The sequence below is a fragment of the Bordetella genomosp. 13 genome (assembly GCF_002119665.1).
Lineage (GTDB): Bacteria > Pseudomonadota > Gammaproteobacteria > Burkholderiales > Burkholderiaceae_B > Bordetella.
Genome location: NZ_CP021111.1, coordinates 4,339,497 through 4,358,788 on the forward strand (window position 1 = coordinate 4,339,497; position 19,292 = coordinate 4,358,788).

Here is a 19,292-nt window from a genome sequence, read left to right on the forward strand (position 1 = left end):
ATCACTCGACCTTCAGGATCTTCATCCCGTTGGTGCCGCCGCTGTCGCGGTAGAAGTCGCCCTTGGTCAGGATCACCCAGTCGCCCGGCTGCACGCGGCCGCGCTTCTTCAGTTCGTCGATGGCCGCGTCGCTCAGTTGGGCCGGATCGTAGTCGGCCGGCGCGAACGGCACCGTGTATACGCCACGGAACAACGCCGCGCGGTGCTGCGTGACGGGATGCGGGCAGTAGCAGTAGATGGGCACGCCCGAGCGGATGCGCGACATGATCAGAGGCGTATGGCCGCTTTCGGTCAGCGCGATGATCGCCTTCACGCCGGGGAAGTGGTTGGCGGCATACATGGCCGACAGGGCGATGGTCTCGTCGCAGCGCGAGAAGACCTCGCCCAACCGGTGATGCGACTTGGTGCTGGTGGGATGCTTCTCGGCGCCCAGACAGACGCGCGCCATGGCCTGCACCGCCTCGACCGGATACTGGCCCGACGCGCTTTCGGCCGACAGCATCACCGCGTCGGTATAGTCCAGCACCGCGTTGGCCACGTCCGACACCTCGGCCCGGGTCGGCATGGGGCTGGAGATCATGGATTCCATCATCTGGGTGGCCGTGATCACCACTTTGTTCAGCTTGCGCGCGTGCAGGATGATGCGCTTCTGTATGCCGACCAGTTCGGCATCGCCCACCTCCACGCCCAGGTCCCCGCGCGCCACCATCACGCCGTCGCTGGCGCGGATCAGCGCGTCCAGCGCCTCGTCGTCGGCCACGGCTTCGGCGCGCTCGATCTTGGCCACGATCCACGCCGGGCTGCCGGCCGCGCGCACCAGCGTCCGCGCCTCTTCGATGTCCTGGCCATAGCGCGGGAACGACACCGCCACGTAGTCCAGCTCGAGTTCGGCGGCCAGCTGAATGTCCGCGCGGTCCTTGTCGGTCAGGCTGGGGGCCGACAGGCCGCCGCCACGCCGGTTGATGCCCTTGTTGTTCGACAGCGGGCCGCCCACCGTGACGACCGTGTGCACCGCCTCGCCTTCGATGCGCTCCACCTGCAGCACCACACGGCCGTCGTCCAGCAGCAGTTCGTCGCCGGGCTTGCAGTCGCGCACCAGCTCGGGATAGTCGATGCCGACGATCGTGGCGTCGCCCTCTTCCTTGGGATGGGCGTTGGACAGCGTGAACGGCTGGCCCGCCTGCAGCGTGACCTGCTTCTCGGTGAAGCGCGCGATGCGGATCTTGGGGCCTTGCAGGTCGCCCATCAGCGCCACGAAGCGTCCCTGCTTCGCGGCCAGTTCGCGCACCAGGCGGGCGCGCTGGCGATGATCGTCCGCGCTGCCGTGCGAGAAGTTCAGGCGGGCCACGTCCATGCCGGCGCGGATCAGCGCGTCCAGCCGCTCGGGCGTGGAGGTGGAGGGTCCCAGGGTGGCGACGATCTTGGTGCGGCGCAATACGGTCATGCTGTCTCCTGATGGACGGACGGTCGAGTGCATAGCGTATGGTACGCCCCGACTTTGCGGCAGGTATCATGCCAGCACATGACAGAACCGTGCGCCTGCGGGCGCCCGCGCCAGGAGACGCGCTCGTGAAGATCGTCATCGCCCCCGATTCGTTCAAGGAAAGTTTGTCCGCCCCCGCCGCGGCGCAGGCCATAGCCCGCGGTGTGCACCAGGCGTTCCCCGGCGCGCAAACCGTGTGCATACCCATGGCCGACGGCGGCGAGGGCACGGTGCAGGCGGTGCTGGCCGCCACGGGGGGCCAGTGGCGCGAGACCGCGGTGCGCGGTGCGCTGGGCGAGCCGCGCCAGGCGGGCTGGGGGTGGCTGCCGGATGGCGCCGCCGTCATCGAGATGGCCACCGCGGCAGGGCTCGAACTGATGCCGCCCGCCGAACGCGATCCCATGCGCGCCAGCAGCCATGGCGTGGGCGAATTGGTGCGCGCCGCGCTGGATGCCGGCGCCCGCCGCATCATCCTGGGCCTGGGGGGCTCGGCCACCAACGACGGCGGGGCCGGCATGCTGGCGGCGCTGGGCCTGCGGCTGCTCGACGAGCAGGGCGCGGAACTGCCGCCCGGCGGCGCGGCGCTGGCCCGGCTCGCAAGCCTGGACACCAGCGGCCTGGATCCGCGGCTGCGCGACGTGCAGGTGGAAGTCGCCTGCGACGTCGACAACCCGCTGTGCGGCCCGCAGGGCGCCTCGCACGTGTTCGGCCCGCAAAAGGGCGCCACGCCGGAGCAGGTTCTGGAACTGGACCGCAGTCTGGCGCGACTGGCCGACGTCTGCGCCGCGCACCTGTCGCGCGACCTGCGCGACACGCCCGGAGCCGGCGCGGCGGGCGGCCTGGGCTATGCCGCCCTGGCCTTCCTGGACGCCGCCTTCCGGCCGGGCGTGGAAATCGTGGCCGAACTGGGTGGCCTGGAACAGGCCATGGAAGGCGCGGCGCTGGCCTTCACCGGCGAAGGCCGCATGGACGCGCAGACGCTGCGCGGCAAGACGCCCGCGGGCGTTGCCCGGATCGCCAGCCGGGCGGGCGTGCCGGTGATCGCCCTGGCCGGATCGCTGGGCGAAGGCTACGACGCTTTGTATGGCGCAGGCATCACGTCCGCGTTCAGCCTGGCCAGCGGACCCATGACGCTGCAGCAGGCCTGCCAGCAGGCCGAAGCGCTACTGGCCGACCGCGCGCGCGATGCGATGCGGCTGTGGATGGCAGCGGCCAGGCGCAGGCTGTAACCGGCGATTGCCATTGCCGCAGGCGCCCCGCGCGGCGGGCAGGCGGACCCTTGCCCCGCCCGCCGAACCGGCACACTCAGGAAACCCGCCCCGCCTCGACCAGCGCGTCGGCCAGCCGGATGAATTTCTGGACGCCCACTTCCTCGGCGCGCGCCGTGGGTGCGATGTCCAGTTCTTCCCAGGGCACGTGCGCGGCCCAATCGGCCAGCACGCGCCGCAGCATCTTGCGCCGCTGCGAGAACGCGCGCGCCACCACCTGTTCGAATGCGGCCTCGCTGCGCGGCCGCGGACGGTCATCGGGCAGCGGCAGCATGCGCACCACGGCGGAAACCACGCGCGGCGGCGGATCGAAGGCCTCGGGCGGCACGTCGAACAGCTTGTGCATGCGGTAGCGCGACTGCAGCATTACCGACAGCCGGCCATAGTCCGGGCTGCCCGGCTCGGCCACCATGCGGTCGATGACTTCACGCTGCAGCATGAAATGCTGGTCTCGCACCCGGTCGGCCGCCGTCATCAGGTGGAACAGCAGCGGACTGGAGATGTTGTAGGGAAGGTTTCCCACCACGCGCAGCGCGGTGCCAAAGGCGGCGAAGTCGACCGTCAGGGCGTCGGCTTCGACGACCGTCAGGCGTTCGGGCGGATACTGCTTGCGCAACCGGGCGGCCAGGTCACGGTCGATCTCGACGGCCGTCAGGTGCGACAGCCGCTCGAGCAGCGGCCGCGTCAGCGCCGACAGCCCGGGGCCGATCTCGATGACGCGGTCGTCGGCCGCCGGACCGATGGCCCGCACGATGCCGTCCACGACGCTCTCGTCGGTAAGAAAATGCTGGCCGAAGCGCTTGCGCGCCTGATGTTGGGACATGGGTCTACCTTGCCTGTCGGTGCGCGCCGCGCCCGCGCCGCGACGCCGGGCGCGACGCCGCAGGCGGCCTAGCGATAGCGCTGCTCCATCGTGTCGCGCTTCTCGAGGCGATTGTCGATGTAGGCCTGGCCGCGCAGCGTCTCGAGCCAATCCTCGAAGGCCGGACCGGCACGGCGTTCGAAGAGGATCTGGCGCGCCTGCAGCCGGTGCATTTCGTCGGTGACGTCCTGCTCACGGCGCTCGAGCACCTGAATCAGGTGCCAGCCGAACGGCGACTGCACCGGCTGGCTGATCTGCTTGGCGTCCAGCGCGTTCATGGCGGCCTCGAACGTCGGCACCATGTCGCCCGGGTTCACCCAACCCAGGTCGCCGCCCTGCGGCGCGGTGCCGTCCTGCGAATACTGGCGAGCCATGGCCTCGAACGACGTGCCGCCCGCCACGATGCGCTGGCGCACCTGCTCCAGCCGGTCGCGGGCCTGCTGGTCGCTCATCACCGCCGAGGTCTTGATGAGGATGTGGCGCGCATGGGTTTGCGTGACGCGCACCGGACCCTGTCGGCCCTGCGTGTCGGCGCCGAACGGCGCGCCCGGCTGCGCCACGGGCTGCTGGCCCGGCGCCTGCGGCGCGCTGCCGCCGCTACGCTGCACCACCTTCAGGATGTGGAAACCGTTGCCGCTCTGCACCAGGTCGGCCACCTGCCCGCCTTGCAGCGAGCCCGCGGCACGGATGAAGAGGTCAGGCCAGCCGTCGAGCGGGCGGGTTCCCATCTGGCCGCCTTGCAGGGCCTCCGGGCCGTCGGAACTGGCGGCCGCCAGGCTGCCGAAGTCCTCGCCCTTGCGCGCGCGGGCCAGCAGGTCTTCGGCCTTCTTGCGCAATGCGGCGATGGCCTCGGGACTCGATCCCTCGGGCACGCGCACCAGGATCTGCGCCAGCGTCAGCGAAACCGGACCGCCCGACGCCGCGGCCTGCGGCTGGGACGGCGCGGCGGCCGCGCCCGTGAACTGCCCGCCCTGGCTGCGCGCCTGGTCTTTCAGGAATGCGTCCACGTCAGCGTCGGTGATGACGATGCTGGAGTCGACGGTGCGCTGGCGCAGGCGGTCCATGCGGATCTCGTCACGCAGCGTGCGACGGTACTCCTCCCAGCTCACGCCGGATTTCTGGACCTCGGCGCGCAACTGGTCGACGGTGAGCTTGTTGCGGGTGGCCACCATGGTGACGGCCTGGTCGACCTGGGCATTGTCCACGCGGATGCCGAGACGATCGGCTTCCTGGCGCTCGAGGCGGTCCATGATGAGCCTTTGCAGCACCTGGCGTTGCAGCGTCTCGGCGTCGGGCACCTGGATGCCGCGCCGCTGCAGGTCGGTGACGGCCTGGCGCGACTCGTCGCGCACTTCGCGCAAGGTGATGACGTCCTTGTTGACGACGGCGGCGATGCCGTCGACGAACTGCTCGCCCTGCGGTGCGGCCGCCGGCGCCGGGGCGGGCTGCTGCGAGCCCGGCTTGGACGCTGCCGGCGCCGGCGCTGCAGGGGTAGCGGGACGCTGGCTGCCCTGCTGGGCGAAGGCCGGCGCGCAGGCCAGGCCCGCGCACAGGGTCAGCGCCAGCACGTTGCCGGACAGGCGGCGCTGGTTCTGAAATCTACGCATTACTCATACCTTTCAAATGACGTGCCGGGCACGGGGCGCGGCGTAACCGGCTGGTAGCCCGGGATACTGCGGTTGAGCAACCCTATCGGGTCGGTGCCCAGGGCGCCGAGGCCGGTAAGCTCGAGCTGGAAGAACACCGCGGTATTCGTATCCGCCGCCGAGACCGCGTAGCGCTGGAACACCACGCGCCCGGTCCAGCAGCAATTGCCTTTGTACTCCAGGCCGGCGATCGCCTGGGTCACGCGGGGCCTTTCGTCGATCGAGGCGTCGGTCGATTCTTCGGATCGCAACGAATAATCCACGCGGCCTACGCCATACCAGCGATTGCTGAATGGCCACTGCACGCCCAGGCTGATCTGGTTCTGGCCGCGCGGCTGGTACGCCACGCCGGGCAGCGGATCACGCTGATAGCGATAGGCCAGCGAAATGGTGGTAAGCCGCTGCGGCGACCAGCGCGCGCCGAAGTAGGTGCGCGACCAGCGGTCGTCGTACGGGTTGTACTGCAGGGCCACGTCGGTGCTGAGCGTATCGGTGAGCGCGGCGCTGGCGCCGAACAGGAAGTCGGACCGGACGTTCTCGCGCGGCGTCTCGTAGGGCAGCGTGACCTTCTGGTCTTCGAAATACAGGCGCTGCGCCGCGGACAGGGACAGGCGCTCGACGCCGGTGTCCGCGTCGAGCCACCGCGTGGTGAGGCCGGCGGTGATCTGGTTGGCGTTGGCGATGCGGTCCCAGCCGCCCACGTACAGGTTTTCCTGGAAGGCCTGGGCGAAGCTGAAGTCCGACAAGGTGGTGTCGTACACCGGCAGCGTGGACTGGTTGCGGTACGGCACGCGCAGGTAATACACGCGCGGCTCGAGGGTCTGGACCGCGGCCTTGCCGAACAGCGAGCTGTCGCGCTCGAACACCATGCCGGCATCGATGGACCCGATGGGCACGGTGCGCGACTGGCTGCCCCGGTACGGCGCGGTACTGCCCAGGCCGTTCCAGTCGCCGTTGTGCCAGTCGGTGTTGTACTGCGTGTAGTTGACGCCGACCTTGGGAATGACGAACCAGCCGGGCCGCACGATGGGATATGAGACCGTGGGATACGTCTGCAGGCGGTCGCCTTCGGGGCCCACCCGCTCGCCCATGAACAAGGGCCGGCGGAAGCGCACGGCGGTGGATTCCCATTCGGCGTCGAAGCCGCCCCAGTCGTAGCGCGCGCCCTTCAGGAACAATTCGGGCTGTTTGTCGAACGGCGGGACGATGGGCGCGTCGGGATCCTGCAGCGTGCGGTACTTGTAGACCTGGGCATACGCTTGCCAGTACGTGCTGCCCCAGCCCACCATCGCCTGGCGCGGCAGATAGGTGGTGGACGCTTCGTTCAGGCCCAGCGCCGACATGTCGCGGAAGTAGTCGTCGTCGGACACGTCGGCCAGGTCCCAGCTGGTGTAGAACCCATTGCCCAGCGTCTGGTAGTGGGCCCAGCGGTACATCCAGCGGTCTTCACCCGTCTCGTTGTCGTCCGGCAGATAGGTACCCTGCATGATGCCGGAATACGTGGCCCCCAGGTATCGTCCTTCGGCGCCCAGCTGCAGGCCGCGCTTGCCCAGGTAGCGCGGCGTCAGCGTCATGTCGTAGTTGGGAGCCAGGTTGAAGTAGTACGGAATGGAGATGTCCAGGCCGCTGTTGCTGGACGTGCCGTACGTGGGAATCAGGAAGCCCGACTTGCGCTCGGCCTTGATGGGAAAGCTGAGATACGGCGACGCGAGGATGGGCACGTCCTTGAAATACAGCACCCCGCTGCGGGCCACGCCCTCGTTCTCGTCGAAGTCCAGGTCGACGGTGTCGGCCTTGATGTACCAGGCGGGCGACTCGCAGGGGCAGCCGCTGTAGGTCACCTGCTTCAGGCGCATCTGCGACTGGCTGAAGATGTCGGCGTGCGAGGCCGTGGCGGAGGCGCCGGTGGCGCCGACCCAGAAGTGCGGCTCGCGGATTTCGCCGCTGTAGGTGTCGACGTTCATGCGCGCCGAGGGGCCGGTGATCAGCGTGCCCTCGCGCAGCATGCGCGCATTGCCCTGGATGTCGACGTCGCCGGTGACGCGATCGTAGGTGATGCTGTCGCCCTTGATGATGCCGTCGATGCGGCGCACCTGCGCATTGCCTTTCAGCACGAGGCGCGAATCGGGACTGCCCTGCATGTCGTCGGCCTCGAGGTAGGCCGGGATCTGGTCGTCTGTAAGGCGGTGCACCTGCAGCCGCGGCGACGTGCGCAGTTCGGAGGTGGTGCGCAGCCCGTGTACCTGGACTTGCTGCGCGGCCGCCGGCGGGGTCGAATCCGGGCGGTTCTGCGCCTGCACGGCCCCGGCGACGCAGATTGCGGAAAGGATGATGCACCGGACCATGCGCACGAACGAGTCGACCTTATCGTTGAGGGAAAGCGACCAGCCGCATGGGCTGGAGGGACCCGGTATTATAGAGAAGCCGCGCGACAGCCCAACCCTGGGGCTTGCACGCCCCCGGTCCTCGCCGGCTTTACCGCCAATCCACCCGAGACGGCCCCTTGAGCACCCCTTCCGATTCCCGCCTGGAGCAGCTCCAGGCCTGGCTGCGCAGCCTGCCCGCATCCCTGGCGCTGCAACCCGACTCTTTGCGTCCCGCGTCCAGCGATGCCAGCTTCCGCCGCTATTTCCGCCTGGACGCCGGCGACGGCACCGCCATCGTCATGGACGCCCCGCCCCCGCACGAGGACGTGCGGCCGTTCCTGCATGCCGGCGCACTGCTGCGCGACGCGGGGCTGAATGTGCCCGCCGTGCTTGCCCAGGCGCCCGAGCAAGGGCTGCTGCTGCTGTCCGACCTGGGCAACGACACCTACTACCAGCGCATCCAGGCGGGCATGGACGACGCCCGCCTGCAGACGCTTTACCGCGAGGCGCTCGGCGCGCTGGTGCGCATGCAGCAGGCCGACGTCTCCGGGCTGCCCGCCTATGACGGCGCGCGGCTGGCCGCCGAACTGGAACTGTTCCCCGAGTGGTATGTGGCACGCCATTTCGGCGCGACGCTGGACGACAAGGAGAACGCGGCGCTGCGCCAGGTGTTCCAGCTGCTGTCCGGCAGCGCCGCCGGCCAGCAGGCGGTCTTCGTCCACCGCGACTTCCATTCGCCGAACCTGATGGTCTGCGAAGACCCGCGCCACGGCCCGAACCCCGGCATTCTGGATTTCCAGGACGCGCTGGCCGGGCCGCTCACCTACGATCTCGCGTCGCTGGTCACCGACGCGCGCACCACGTGGGAAGAACCGCAGCAACTGGACTGGGCCATTCGCTACTGGGAAATGGCGCGCGCCGCCGGCCTGCCGGTGGACGCGGACTTCGCCGAGTTCCACCGCTCATACGAATGGATGAGCCTGCAGCGCAATCTGCGCATCCTGGGCGTGTTCGCCCGGCTGCATCACCGCGACGGCAAGTCGGCCTATCTGGCGCACATGCCTCGGGTCAACGCGTACGTGCGCCAGGTGGCGCAGCGCTATGGCGTGTTCGCGCCGCTGGTGCGCCTGCTCGACCGGCTCGAGCAGCGCCAGCCCACGGTGGGGTACACCTTCTGATGCGGGCCATGATCCTGGCGGCGGGACGCGGCGAACGCATGCGCCCGCTCACCGACCATACGCCCAAGCCCATGCTGACCGCCGGCGGCAAGCCGCTGATCGTATGGCACCTCGAACGTCTGGCGGCGGCCGGCCTGCGCGACGTGGTCGTCAACCACGCCTGGCTGGGCGAGCAGATCGTGCAGGGACTGGGCGATGGCGCGCAATGGGGGCTGCGCATCCGCCATTCCGCCGAACCGGCCGCGCTCGAAACCGCCGGAGGCATCGTGCAGGCCCTGCCGATGCTGGGCGACGAGCCCTTCCTGGTGATCAACGGCGACATCTGGTGCGACTGGGATCCGGCCCGGGCGAGCGCCGCAGCGCGGCGCCTGGATGACGAGGCCGCCGACGCATGGCTGCTGCTCATCGACAATCCGGCGCACCATCCCGCGGGCGACTTCGTCTTGACGCCCGATGGCCGCGCGTCCGACGAAGGATCGTCGCGACTCACCTTCGCGGGCATTGGCGTGTACCGGCCGCGGCTGTTCGAAGGCATGGCCGCCGGCCAAGCCGCGCCGCTGGCGCCGCTGCTGCGCCAGGCGATGGCGCGCCGCGCCGTACTCGCTTCGCATCATCCCGGCCAGTGGGTCGACGTGGGAACGCCGCAGCGACTGGCCGAACTCGATGCGGCGTTGGGCGCCGGCAACGCGAAGCATTTCACGGTTTCTGCGTAAGCAACGAGGTTTGTCCGCTGCGCCCGCGCGCTGCGCAACGCGGTATCCTCTGACGTTTTCACCCGGCAGGCGCGCGCCTGGCCCGGTCAAGAGAAAGTGGCCGCCCCGGCCGCACATACAGGCATAGGAATTTCTTGCATGGCATTCGGACGATCGCAGCGGGCTGTCTTCAAGCCCTCCGTTTACCAACCGGGCAAGCGCACCCGGCGCATGCCGCGCTGGCTGGTGCTGCTGCTGGTAGGCATCGTGCTGGGTGCGGGCGGTGTGCTGTTCCTGCAGACCAACTACGGTCCGCAACGGCTTACCGCGGAGCAATCCGAGCAACTGCATTCCGAGCTCAGCGCCGCGAATCTCGAACGCCAGCGCCTCCAGTCGCAATTGGATGAAACGCGCGCGCAACGCGACGCCTCGCAAACGGCGAACCAGCAGCAGACCACCGAACTGGCGCAGGCCCGTTCGCGCATCGAGGCGCTGACGCAGGAGATCGCCATCTTCCAGGACGCCGTACCGCCGGATCCGCGCGGCGGCGACATCGGCGTGCGCTGGGGCGAGTTCCGCCAGCAGGCCGGCCAGCTGGGCTACCAGACGCTCATCATGCGCGAGAAGGAAGGCGGCCAGACGTTCCAGGGCGCCGTCACCTTCGAGGTCTCGGGCAACTACAAGAACGGCCGCCGCGACAACGTCACGTCCGAGCCCGTCGCGATCAAGCTCGACCGCTACACCCACGCTCAGGGCTCCATGGCGCTGCCCGAGGGCTTCACCGCCCGCACGGTCACGGTCCGCGTAATCGACCCGCAATCGCGCCAGCAGGCCATGCGCATCTATTACGTGCGCGGCTGAACCACCATGCCTCGGGTCTCGCGGGAACAGGCCGACCGCAACCGCCTCGCCATCGAGGCCGCTTCGTCCCGGCTGTTCCGCGAGCGCGGCATAGACGGCGTCACCGTGGCCGACCTGATGGCGGCCGCCGGCCTCACCCACGGCGGCTTCTACGGGCACTTCGAATCCAAGGACGCGCTGGCGGCCGTGGCGTGCGAGAAAGCCTTCGCCGAAACCGTGGAACGCTGGAACGGCGTGGCCGCCGGGCGGACCACGCCGCGCGCCATGATCGAGACCTACCTCAGCGGCGCCCACCGCGACCATCCGGGCAAGGGCTGCCCCGCGGCCGCACTGGCCGCCGACGTGGCGCGGCATGACGGCGAGCGCCCTTTGCAGGATGCCTACGTCGCGGGCCTGAAGCAGTTCCTGGCGGCACTGGCCAGCATGCAGGAAGGCGACGACCCTACAACGCGCACGCGTTCCGCCATGGCGCAATTGGCAACCATGGTCGGCGCGTTGACGCTGGCGCGCGCCACTCGCGGCGACCCCATCTCGAACCAGATCCTGGCAGCGGCGCGCGACGCTCTGGCGCCAGCGGACGAGCCTCGTTCGGCCCCCCCCCGAGGCGGCGCCCGCCGCAAGCCTTAGCCGGACAACGCGTTCAGCCCGATGTGGCCGACGGCCCGCCCGCCTGCTCGAACACCAGCAACGTCGACGTCGCCGTCGCATAGAGCCGGCCTTGCGCATCCGTGAGCGCGGCCTCTGCAAAAGCCACGCGACGGCCCAGGGTCTGCACGCGTCCCTCGGCGCGCAACAGGCCGCTGTCGCGCGTGACGGCGCGGTGATAGGCCACCTTCAGTTCCAGCGTGGTGTATCCCTGCCCCGCCTGCAGGCGCGAATGGACCGCGCAACCGCAGGCCGAATCCAGCAGTGTGGCGGCGTAGCCGCCGTGCACCATGCCGATGGGATTGTAGGCATGGTCGCCGGGCACGCCGGCGAATACGGCGCGGCCCGCCTCGACTTCGATGAAGTCGAGATCCAGCGACACCATGATGCCGGGCTTGCGGCCGGAACCCATCAGGGCCCGCAGCTGGGCCAGGCCATCCAGCCCGCTGCCGATTTCTTCCACCATGCTCATCCACGTCTCCTTTGCGTGTCGCGGCGCGCAGGGCGCCATGGCATCCATTTATATGTTTAATGTCATTTATTTTGCCAGATGCGGCCCGGCGGGTACTTGCCGGCAAGGCTTGCGAATGCGGCATTCGCACCACACCCGCATCCTGTGTTGCAGCCCCTACGCAACAACCAGGAACTGCAACGATTGCGTCATGATGAGGCCTTACGCGCGAGCGCGCGAACGCGCATGCATACGCGCGTGCACGCTGGCGCGCGCTCACGCGTGAAACTTAGACGCGCACGCGCGCGAAAGACGCCCGCTTGCCCGCGAAGTTCAGGAATATCCCTGCGCCGCGATTGGGTAGCAAATTGGAAAACTCTTTTCAAATAACCAACCTTCTCGGTACCCCCGTGTAAACCCTAGACTCCGTTCCAGCTCGATTGGCATGCCTCGCCGGTGCGTGGCGCAAGCGACCAGAGCCAAAACAACTCAGGAGTCCATCATGAAAAAATCGCTACTTGTTGCCGCCCTGGCAATGGGTTTCGCTGGTGCAGCTCAAGCTGAAACCTCGGTCACCCTGTACGGCTTGATCGACGCCGGCATCGGCTACGAGAAGGTCAAGGGCAGCGACGGCTTCGATCGCAGCAACATCGGCGCCCGCAACGGCGTCAGCAGCGGTTCGCGCTGGGGCATGCGCGGTACCGAAGACCTGGGCGACGGCCTGAAGGCTATCTTCACGCTGGAATCCGGCTTCAACAACCAGACCGGCCAATCGGGCCAGAGCGGCCGCCTGTTCGGCCGCCAAGCCACCGTCGGCCTGTCCAGCAACGCCTGGGGCACGCTGGAATTCGGTCGCCAGAAGAACGTTGCTTCGAAGTACCTGGAAGCCGTCTCGCCGTTCGGCACCGACTACGGTCTGTCGAGCGCCGGCGCCGCCTTCAGCGCCGGTCAGTCGACCCGCTACGACAACATGGTCATGTACCGCACCCCCAGCTTCGCGGGCTTCGAAGTGGCCGCCGGCTACTCGTTCAACGCCAGCGGCAGCGGCAACTTCGCCACGAACGACAACACCCGCGCCATCACGACCGGCATCCGCTACAACAACGGTCCGCTGAACGTGTTCGGTACGTACGACCAGTTCAAGGAATCGACTGCCAGCGGCGAAGACGTGCCGAAGGTTCGTGCCTACATCATTGGCGCTTCGTACGACTTCGAAGTGGTCAAGCTCGCCGCCGCCTGGGGCCAGACCCGCAACGGCTGGTTCACCTCGGTGAACCCGGGCACCACCGGCAACGACGACGGCTTCTCGACGCTGGACGTGGCTGACGGCTTCCGCGCCGACTCGATGATGGTCGGCGCCACCGTGCCGCTGGGCGCTTCGAAGCTGATGGCCTCGTGGCAGCGCGTCGATCCCAAGAACGAGCGTCTGACCGGCGACGATGAAACCACCAACATCTTCGCCCTGGGCGCGACGTACGACCTGAGCAAGCGTACCAACCTGTACGCCTACGCGTCGTACGCCGACAACTACGCCTTCCAGGAAGAGCTGCGCAGCACGGCCTTCGCCGTGGGCGTGCGTCACCGCTTCTAAGGTTCCAAGCACGGGGGGTTGAGCAGAACCCCCCAGGCGCGCCGGACCGGGCGATCCGGACACATGCGGCCTATCTCCGTGGGCCGCGAGTGACAAGCAGCGATCCCCCCGAATAGCCTGTGCCGGCGCGCCGTGTGCAAAGAAGGGTCGGGCCTCCCGCAAGGGAGGCCCACTCCATTTGGGCGTGCCGAAAAGTACGTGCGCCGCCGTCCCCGCCTTCACCGTTCTCGGCTACTATCGCGCCACCTTCATGGACCGCGGGGCCGAAGACATGAGCACATCCATCAACGCGCTGCTGGCGCAATCCTGGGTAGCGCCGCTGGCGCGCATCCTGATCACCTTTCCCTTCTGGCTCAGCGGCATCGTCAAGACCGTGGACTTCACAGGAGCCGTGGCCGAGATGCAGCACTTCGGCCTGCAGCCGCCGGCCGCCTATGCCATCGCCACCATCGTGACTCAGTTGGTGGGGTCGGCCCTGGTCATCAGCGGCCGCGCCGCATGGCTCGGCGCGGGCATGCTCATCGTGTTCACCGTCCTGACCATCCCCATCGCCCACCATTTCTGGCGTCTGACCGGCGAGCAGGCCATGATGGAAATGTTCTTCGCCATCGAACACGTGGCCCTGATCGGCGGCCTGCTGCTTGCGGCCGCCACGTGCCGCCGGCCCGCGGCAGAGCGCCTGGCGCCCTTGGGCGCCAAGCTGCCGGACGCCTGACGACGCGACCCCGCAACGGCCGCCGCCGCTACGCCGCGGTCCGCCAGTCTTGCGCCACGGCGTCGATCTCGTCCAACAGGGCGCCGCGCCTGCCGGCGTCCAGCCAGCTGGCCTCCACGCTGTTGCGGGCCAGCCTCGTCACCTCGTCCGCGCCCAGGTCCAGCGCCCGCACGCACGCCACGAAATTGGCATTGACGTAGCCGCCGAAGTACGCGGGATCGTCGGAATTGATCGTGACCTTCAGGCCGCGAGCCAGCAGATCGCGCAGCGGGTGCTGCTCGAGTCCCGCATAGACCTTCAGGCGCACGTTGGACAGCGGACATACCGTCAGCGGAATCTGCTCGCGCGCCAGGCGATCGAGCAGGACCTCGCTTTCTACGGCGCGCACGCCGTGATCGATGCGCCGCGCCTGCAGCAGGTCCAGCGCCTCTTCGATGTATGAGGGCGGACCTTCCTCGCCCGCATGTGCCACCACCGGCAGCCCGAGCTCGCGGCATTGCGCGAAGACCTGGCGGAACTTCGAAGGCGGATGCCCGCGCTCGCTGGAGTCCAGCCCCACGCCATGGATGCGGTCTAGAAACGGACGCGCCTGTTCCAGCGTGGCGAGCGCATCGCTTTCGGGCAAGTGCCGCAGGAACGAAAGAATGAGGCGGAAGCTGATGCCCAGTTCGCGCTCGCCGCGCAGCAGCGCGCCGTGGATGCCTTCAATGATCTCCACCATCGGCACGCCGCGCGCGGTGTGGGTCTGCGGATCGAAGAAGATCTCGGCATGGCGCACGTTGTCGGCACGGGCGCGCTGCAGATAGGCCCAGGTCAGGTCGCGGAAGTCGTCGCGGGTGCGCAGCACGTCGGCGCCGGCATAGTACAGGTCGAGGAACGACTGCAGATCGGAGAAATCGTAGGCCGCCCGTAGGGCATCGACATCGCGCCAGGGCAGCGTGACGCCGTGGCGACGCGCCAGTTCGAAAGCCAGTTCGGGTTCCAGCGTGCCCTCGATGTGCAGATGCAATTCGGCCTTGGGCAAGGCACAGGCCAGCGCCGCGATGTCGGGCATGATGCGTCTCCTGAAGCAGCCTGGCCCACGTCGGGCCTCAAGACGGAACGGCCGGCCGCCATGCAAGGCGGCCGGGCCTGTCCGCCAGCATAGCGCAGCCGCCACGGAGTCCCGGCGACCGACGCGCAGGCGCGGCCGCCCCTGGGCCGGGCCGATCGCGCCTAAAGTGCGCCGCCGGGATGCCGTATATGGAAAGATCGCCGCCGCTTTCCGCCGCGTCGACGTCCACCAGCTCGGGCCGACATGACCACCATTTCCTCGCTGGGCCGCAACGCACCGGTCCCGTCCGTCGCGGCCACCGCCGCTCCGGCGGCCCGCGGCGCCGTCGCGCACGCCGCCGTCCCGCAACCCTCCACCCGCGTCGCCCTGGGCCGCGCGGAGAACGGCGTGTCGGTCTACACGGAAGATGGCAAGCTCGCCGCCCCGCCCGCCATCTGGTCGCGCAGCGCGAACGACCCGGTCACCGCGGTCATGGGATCCAACTTCGACATGCTCGGCACCGCCGGGCGCTTCAGCGGGCTGGGCGCGGCGCTGCTCGAACGCGCGGCCACGGCCACGGGCGACTTCTCGCAGTCCGTGCATCGGGCAGGGTCGCAGGGCATCTCGCTGGCCGGCGTGGACGCCGACAACCTGCCCCAGTACGGCAGCTACATCTCCCTCGACATCAAGACCGCCGGAGGCGCCACGGTCCAGGTCGTCATGGGCAGCAACGAAGACGGCATGGCCGTCCAGACGCAGGTCACGGGCGGCACGCTCGATGCCGATGAAGAGGCCGCGCTGGCGGGACTGACCAAGGGCTTCCAGGCGGCCATCGACGGGCTGACGGCACGGTCGCCCAAGCTGGACCTGACGGCGCTGACGCAGTACGACTCGCAGGAGATCGCCTCGATAGACCTGCGCGCCAGCGTGAAGACCGCGAGCAACCAGACCCAGACGCTCGAATTCCATGCCGACGGCCAGACGCGCGCCATCAGCGCCAACGGCCCCGAAGGCAGGGTGGACGTCCGCGTCGACATGTCGAAGGCCTCGCTGCTCGGCAGCGCGGCGCAGCAGCAGCGCGCGCTGGACGGCTATCTGCGGCAGATCGACGATGCCGGCGCCCGCGGCCGGGGCAGCTCGGCGCTGGTCGACATGTTCAAGAGCGCCTTTGCCAGCCTGCACGGCGACTACGGCTCCGCCGCCCGCCAGACCGGCATGGTGGCGCGCACGGGCGGCCTGGACGACACCAGCCGTGGCATGCTCAGCGGCCTGGCCGACTTCGAGGCCTCGGTCTCGGCCATTGCGCAGCACACCAACGCCCTGCAGCCCGGCGAAACCGACGCGTTCGCCTTCCAGGCCTCGCAGCAGACCGCCACCGACGGACTCACCCCGCGCGGCACGAGCATCGTGCAGACACAGCATGCGCAGCTCACCGCCAGCTACCGACTATCCCTCTCGTCCGAGCAGCCTCTGGCACTGACGGCCGATCCGCTCGGCCAGAACTATTCCTACCACGAGATCGAAGACCGCTCGCGCAGCACCACCCGCCTGGAGTTCGACGACGGCAGGCTGGTGAAGGCTTCATTGTCGCAATCGGTCGATCTGTCGGAGCGCGTCCGGAAGTACGTGCGCGGACAATTGGTGATGGAAACGACGATCCCCACGCGCGAGTCGTACGAATGGGATCTCCTGAGCCGACTGGCCGACTCCGCCAAGCGCGGCAACGAGCCGGAACCGTCGTCGACGGTGTGAGGCCACGCCCGGAGAATCCACCCACGCCGCCGGCATGACGGCGCACGGCGCTTCCTCCCCCATGCCGGCGCGCCCGGAAGATGGCGAGTGATCGTCGACCGCCATTCCCATCACGTTCACGGCATCCGGATTGACAAGGCAAGCCGACCATGCCGACACTACGCGACTGTTTCTCGCACGGGTCGCCGCACCTGCGTCGCCCGCCACGCCCCGCCGCGGATTCCCGATGCCCTTCACCTCGACACTGGCCGCGCTGCGGCCCGCCCTGCCCATCCTCATCGGCGCCGCCGCGATGCTCAGTTTGTCCATGGGCCTGCGCCAGAGCCTCGGCATCTTCATCCCTCCGCTGACGCGCGACCTGGGCATCTCGGTCAGCGACTTCACCATCGCCATCTCGATCCAGAACCTGACCTGGGGCCTGGTGCAGCCGTTCGCGGGCGCGCTGGTCACGCGCATCGGCTTCCGGCCGATGATGCTGGCCGGATCCGCGCTGTACCTGTGCGGCATGGTGCTGTTCACTACGGCGCAGGGCCTGCTGGGGGTGATCCTGGGGGCAGGCTTCGCGGTCGGGATCGCCATGGCGGCCACGGGCAGCGCGGTGGCCATGGCCGCCTCGGTCCGGCCGGTGCCGCCGGCGCTGCGCAGCCTGGTGCTGGGCGTGGTGTCGTCATGCGGATCCCTGGGCGCGATGCTGGCCGCACCGCTGGGCCAGTACGTGATGCAGGAGTCGACCTGGCGCATGGGCGGGCTGACCTTCATCCTGCTGGCGCTGGTGATGTTGCCGGCCGCGTGGATCGCCGGGCGGGTGGACGCGCTGCCGCGTCCGCCGTCGCCCGCCATGCCGGACGGCAAGGAAGCCACGGCGCGCGACGTATTGCGCCAGGCCGGACGCAACGTGCCGTTCGTCGTGATGGCCACCGCGTATTTCGTCTGCGGCATGCAGTTGATATTCCTGTCCACCCACCTGCCGACCTACCTGGACCTGTGCGGCATGGACCCCATGCTGTCGGCCCAGGCCCTGGCCGTGATCGGCGGCTTCAACGCGCTGGGCAGCCTGTTCTTCGGCTGGGCCGGCGGACGCTGGAACAAGCAGGCCCTGCTGGGCGGCATCTACGTGCTGCGTTCTCTCACGCTGGTCTGGTATTTCCACACGCTGCCCACGCCCACGTCGACGCTGGTCTTCGCCGCCGTCATGGGCTTTCTGTGGCTGGGCGTGGTGCCATTGGTATCGGGCTGGATCGCGGACACCTTCGGCCTGCGCTGGCAGGCCATGCTGGCCGGCGTGGCGTTCTGCAGCCACCAGATCGGCAGCTTCGTGGGGGCGATGGGCGGCGGACTGGTCTACCAGTGGCTGCACGACTACACGCTGGCGTGGCAGCTGGCCGCGGCCATCGGGCTGACGGCCGGCATCGTGCAGATATATGCCGCGTATCTGCCGCAAGGGCCGCGCGGGCCGCGTGCCCCCGCCGGCGCGTAGGCCGCACGCGGCGACCGCCGCGCTGATCCCGGCGTCGACCGACGGCTCCGCCTGCCCGGCGGCGCGGTCGCTGGCTCAGTCCGCGAACTTGGCGTACAGCGCCAGCACCATCCGCTCCGAACGCGTCAGGTAGTGCTCGAGCTCCTGCGCGGCGGCCTCGGCATGGCCGGCCTCGAACAGTTCGATCAGCTTGTTGTTCAGGTCCAGGAAGGGCGCGTGCAGGTACTCGGGATCGTCCACCAGCCCGAACGCCAGCCGCAGCTCGGCGGCGATGTGGTCATAGAACGTGCTGAGCCGTTCGCTGTCGGCCAGCGCAACCACCGCCGCATGGAATTCCATATTGGCCGTGCCCACCGTGCGCCAATCCGAGCGCTGCTGGGCGGCGTAGGCCTTCTCGATCGCCTGCCGCATACGCTTGCCCGCGGGATGGCGGGGATATGCCTGGCTCAGCGCGCGGCACTCCACCACGCGGCGCACCCGGTAGATATCGATGATGGACGCGATGCTCGGCGTCGCGACGAACACGCCGCGATTCGACTCGTGCCGCAGCAGTCCTTCCTTGGTCAGCAATCGGAACGACTCGCGCAGCGTGTTGCGGGAGATGCCCAGCTTTTCGCTGAGCGCGGATTCCAGCAGGCGCTGGTTGGGGCGCAATTCGCCGCTGATCAGCTGCGCGCGGATCTGCTCGGTGACTTTCTCGATCAGTGTCAGCGTGCTGGCAACGGACTCGGACATGCTGTCTCCAGAAGATTTGGCGGTCGCCCTCGCCGATCGACCCGCATTGATGGCGTCTCCGGGCGGGAGACGCCGGCGCGCCGTCCTGGCCGCCCCATTTCACGGCGGATTTGTAGCACACCGCCGTCAGACCAAACGCAAGGTCAGGCGCCGGACTCCGTCCCCCAGCACGCCGGAGCCCGAGCCGACCGTAAGCATTTGTTGAACAAACAATTCATTTTGTTATTCAACGGTATAGGTATTGACCCTTATCGCAGGGTTTTCACCAGTGAGGAAACGCGGCCACCTTACCTGATAATGAATTTGATGCGGCAATTTACCCGTTTTGTACGACTATAAAAGAATAATTGTTCAACAATAGGGGAAGTCATGCACGGCAAATTTATGATCCACCCGGGTTATCGCGTCCGGACCTCCCGGCTCGAATCCCGCCCCACTTTTTGCGCCGACCCCGTTCTCCCCGGCGATCCGCAGCACATCGCACCCGCACACTGAGGCTTTTGCCGCCGCCCGCATCGCGAGAATGGCGGCGAAATC

At 68.5% G+C, this 19,292-nt stretch carries 16 protein-coding genes; 9 read left to right on the top strand and 7 right to left on the bottom strand.

Going from position 1 to position 19,292, the window contains the following annotated elements:
- Position 1: 1 nt before the first annotated feature.
- Positions 2-1,444 (bottom strand): pyruvate kinase, encoded by a 1,443-nt coding sequence (pyk, locus tag CAL15_RS19560; RefSeq protein ID WP_086080021.1) that lies wholly within the window; start codon positions 1,442-1,444, stop codon positions 2-4.
- A gap of 125 nt (positions 1,445-1,569) precedes the next feature.
- On the opposite strand from pyk, the gene CAL15_RS19565 reads away from it, so the two are divergent.
- Positions 1,570-2,712: a glycerate kinase gene (locus tag CAL15_RS19565; protein WP_086080022.1), complete on the top strand. Its 1,143-nt coding sequence runs from the start codon at positions 1,570-1,572 to the stop codon at positions 2,710-2,712.
- Between the two features lie 76 nt (positions 2,713-2,788).
- Here CAL15_RS19565 and rsmA read toward each other — a convergent pair whose 3' ends face one another.
- The 3 genes from rsmA to CAL15_RS19580 form a co-directional block, all read right to left on the bottom strand.
- Complete coding sequence (rsmA, locus tag CAL15_RS19570) at positions 2,789-3,574, bottom strand: 16S rRNA (adenine(1518)-N(6)/adenine(1519)-N(6))-dimethyltransferase RsmA (protein ID WP_086080023.1); 786 nt, start codon at positions 3,572-3,574, stop codon at positions 2,789-2,791.
- 68 nt (positions 3,575-3,642) lie between these two features.
- Entirely contained in the window at positions 3,643-5,220 is a 1,578-nt protein-coding gene (locus CAL15_RS19575) for a peptidylprolyl isomerase (RefSeq protein WP_086080024.1), read from the bottom strand.
- Positions 5,220-7,610, bottom strand: coding sequence for an LPS-assembly protein LptD (locus CAL15_RS19580; protein WP_086080025.1), 2,391 nt, complete (start codon positions 7,608-7,610; stop codon positions 5,220-5,222). The genes CAL15_RS19575 and CAL15_RS19580 overlap by 1 nt, the downstream gene beginning before the upstream one ends.
- Before the next feature lie 152 nt (positions 7,611-7,762).
- Here CAL15_RS19580 and CAL15_RS19585 point away from each other — a divergent pair, with 152 nt between their 5' ends.
- The 4 genes from CAL15_RS19585 (at position 7,763) to CAL15_RS19600 (ending at position 10,983) form a co-directional block, all read left to right on the top strand.
- A complete protein-coding gene (locus CAL15_RS19585; protein WP_198299088.1) occupies positions 7,763-8,803 on the top strand; it encodes an aminoglycoside phosphotransferase family protein in 1,041 nt (346 codons plus the stop codon).
- Positions 8,803-9,516, top strand: a complete 714-nt coding sequence (murU, locus tag CAL15_RS19590; RefSeq protein ID WP_086080027.1) for an N-acetylmuramate alpha-1-phosphate uridylyltransferase MurU — start codon at positions 8,803-8,805, stop codon at positions 9,514-9,516. The genes CAL15_RS19585 and murU overlap by 1 nt, the downstream gene beginning before the upstream one ends.
- A gap of 138 nt (positions 9,517-9,654) precedes the next feature.
- Complete coding sequence (locus CAL15_RS19595) at positions 9,655-10,356, top strand: DUF6776 family protein (RefSeq protein WP_086080028.1); 702 nt, start codon at positions 9,655-9,657, stop codon at positions 10,354-10,356.
- A gap of 6 nt (positions 10,357-10,362) precedes the next feature.
- Complete coding sequence (locus tag CAL15_RS19600; RefSeq protein ID WP_086080029.1) at positions 10,363-10,983, top strand: TetR/AcrR family transcriptional regulator; 621 nt, start codon at positions 10,363-10,365, stop codon at positions 10,981-10,983.
- Between the two features lie 13 nt (positions 10,984-10,996).
- On the opposite strand, the gene CAL15_RS19605 is transcribed toward CAL15_RS19600, so the two are convergent.
- Positions 10,997-11,473, bottom strand: coding sequence for a PaaI family thioesterase (locus CAL15_RS19605; RefSeq protein WP_086080030.1), 477 nt, complete (start codon positions 11,471-11,473; stop codon positions 10,997-10,999).
- 481 nt (positions 11,474-11,954) lie between these two features.
- On the opposite strand from CAL15_RS19605, the gene CAL15_RS19610 reads away from it, so the two are divergent.
- Both CAL15_RS19610 and CAL15_RS19615 read left to right on the top strand, forming a co-directional pair.
- A complete protein-coding gene (locus CAL15_RS19610; RefSeq protein WP_086080031.1) occupies positions 11,955-13,043 on the top strand; it encodes a porin in 1,089 nt (362 codons plus the stop codon).
- Between the two features lie 271 nt (positions 13,044-13,314).
- Positions 13,315-13,758 (top strand): DoxX family protein, encoded by a 444-nt coding sequence (locus CAL15_RS19615; RefSeq protein ID WP_086081193.1) that lies wholly within the window; start codon positions 13,315-13,317, stop codon positions 13,756-13,758.
- A 28-nt stretch (positions 13,759-13,786) separates the two neighbouring features.
- Here the strand turns inward: CAL15_RS19615 and CAL15_RS19620 are convergent, their stop codons facing one another.
- Positions 13,787-14,812: an adenosine deaminase gene (locus tag CAL15_RS19620; RefSeq protein WP_086080032.1), complete on the bottom strand. Its 1,026-nt coding sequence runs from the start codon at positions 14,810-14,812 to the stop codon at positions 13,787-13,789.
- A 243-nt stretch (positions 14,813-15,055) separates the two neighbouring features.
- Between CAL15_RS19620 and CAL15_RS19625 the strand changes: the two genes are divergently transcribed.
- Positions 15,056-16,543 carry a hypothetical protein gene (locus CAL15_RS19625; RefSeq protein ID WP_086080033.1) on the top strand — a complete coding sequence of 496 codons (1,488 nt, stop codon included), beginning with the start codon at positions 15,056-15,058 and terminating at the stop codon, positions 16,541-16,543.
- Positions 16,544-16,769: 226 nt separating this feature from the next.
- Entirely contained in the window at positions 16,770-18,020 is a 1,251-nt protein-coding gene (locus CAL15_RS19630; protein WP_232468040.1) for an MFS transporter, read from the top strand.
- 75 nt (positions 18,021-18,095) lie between these two features.
- On the opposite strand, the gene CAL15_RS19635 is transcribed toward CAL15_RS19630, so the two are convergent.
- Entirely contained in the window at positions 18,096-18,755 is a 660-nt protein-coding gene (locus tag CAL15_RS19635; protein ID WP_086080034.1) for a GntR family transcriptional regulator, read from the bottom strand.
- Positions 18,756-19,292 lie beyond the last annotated feature (537 nt).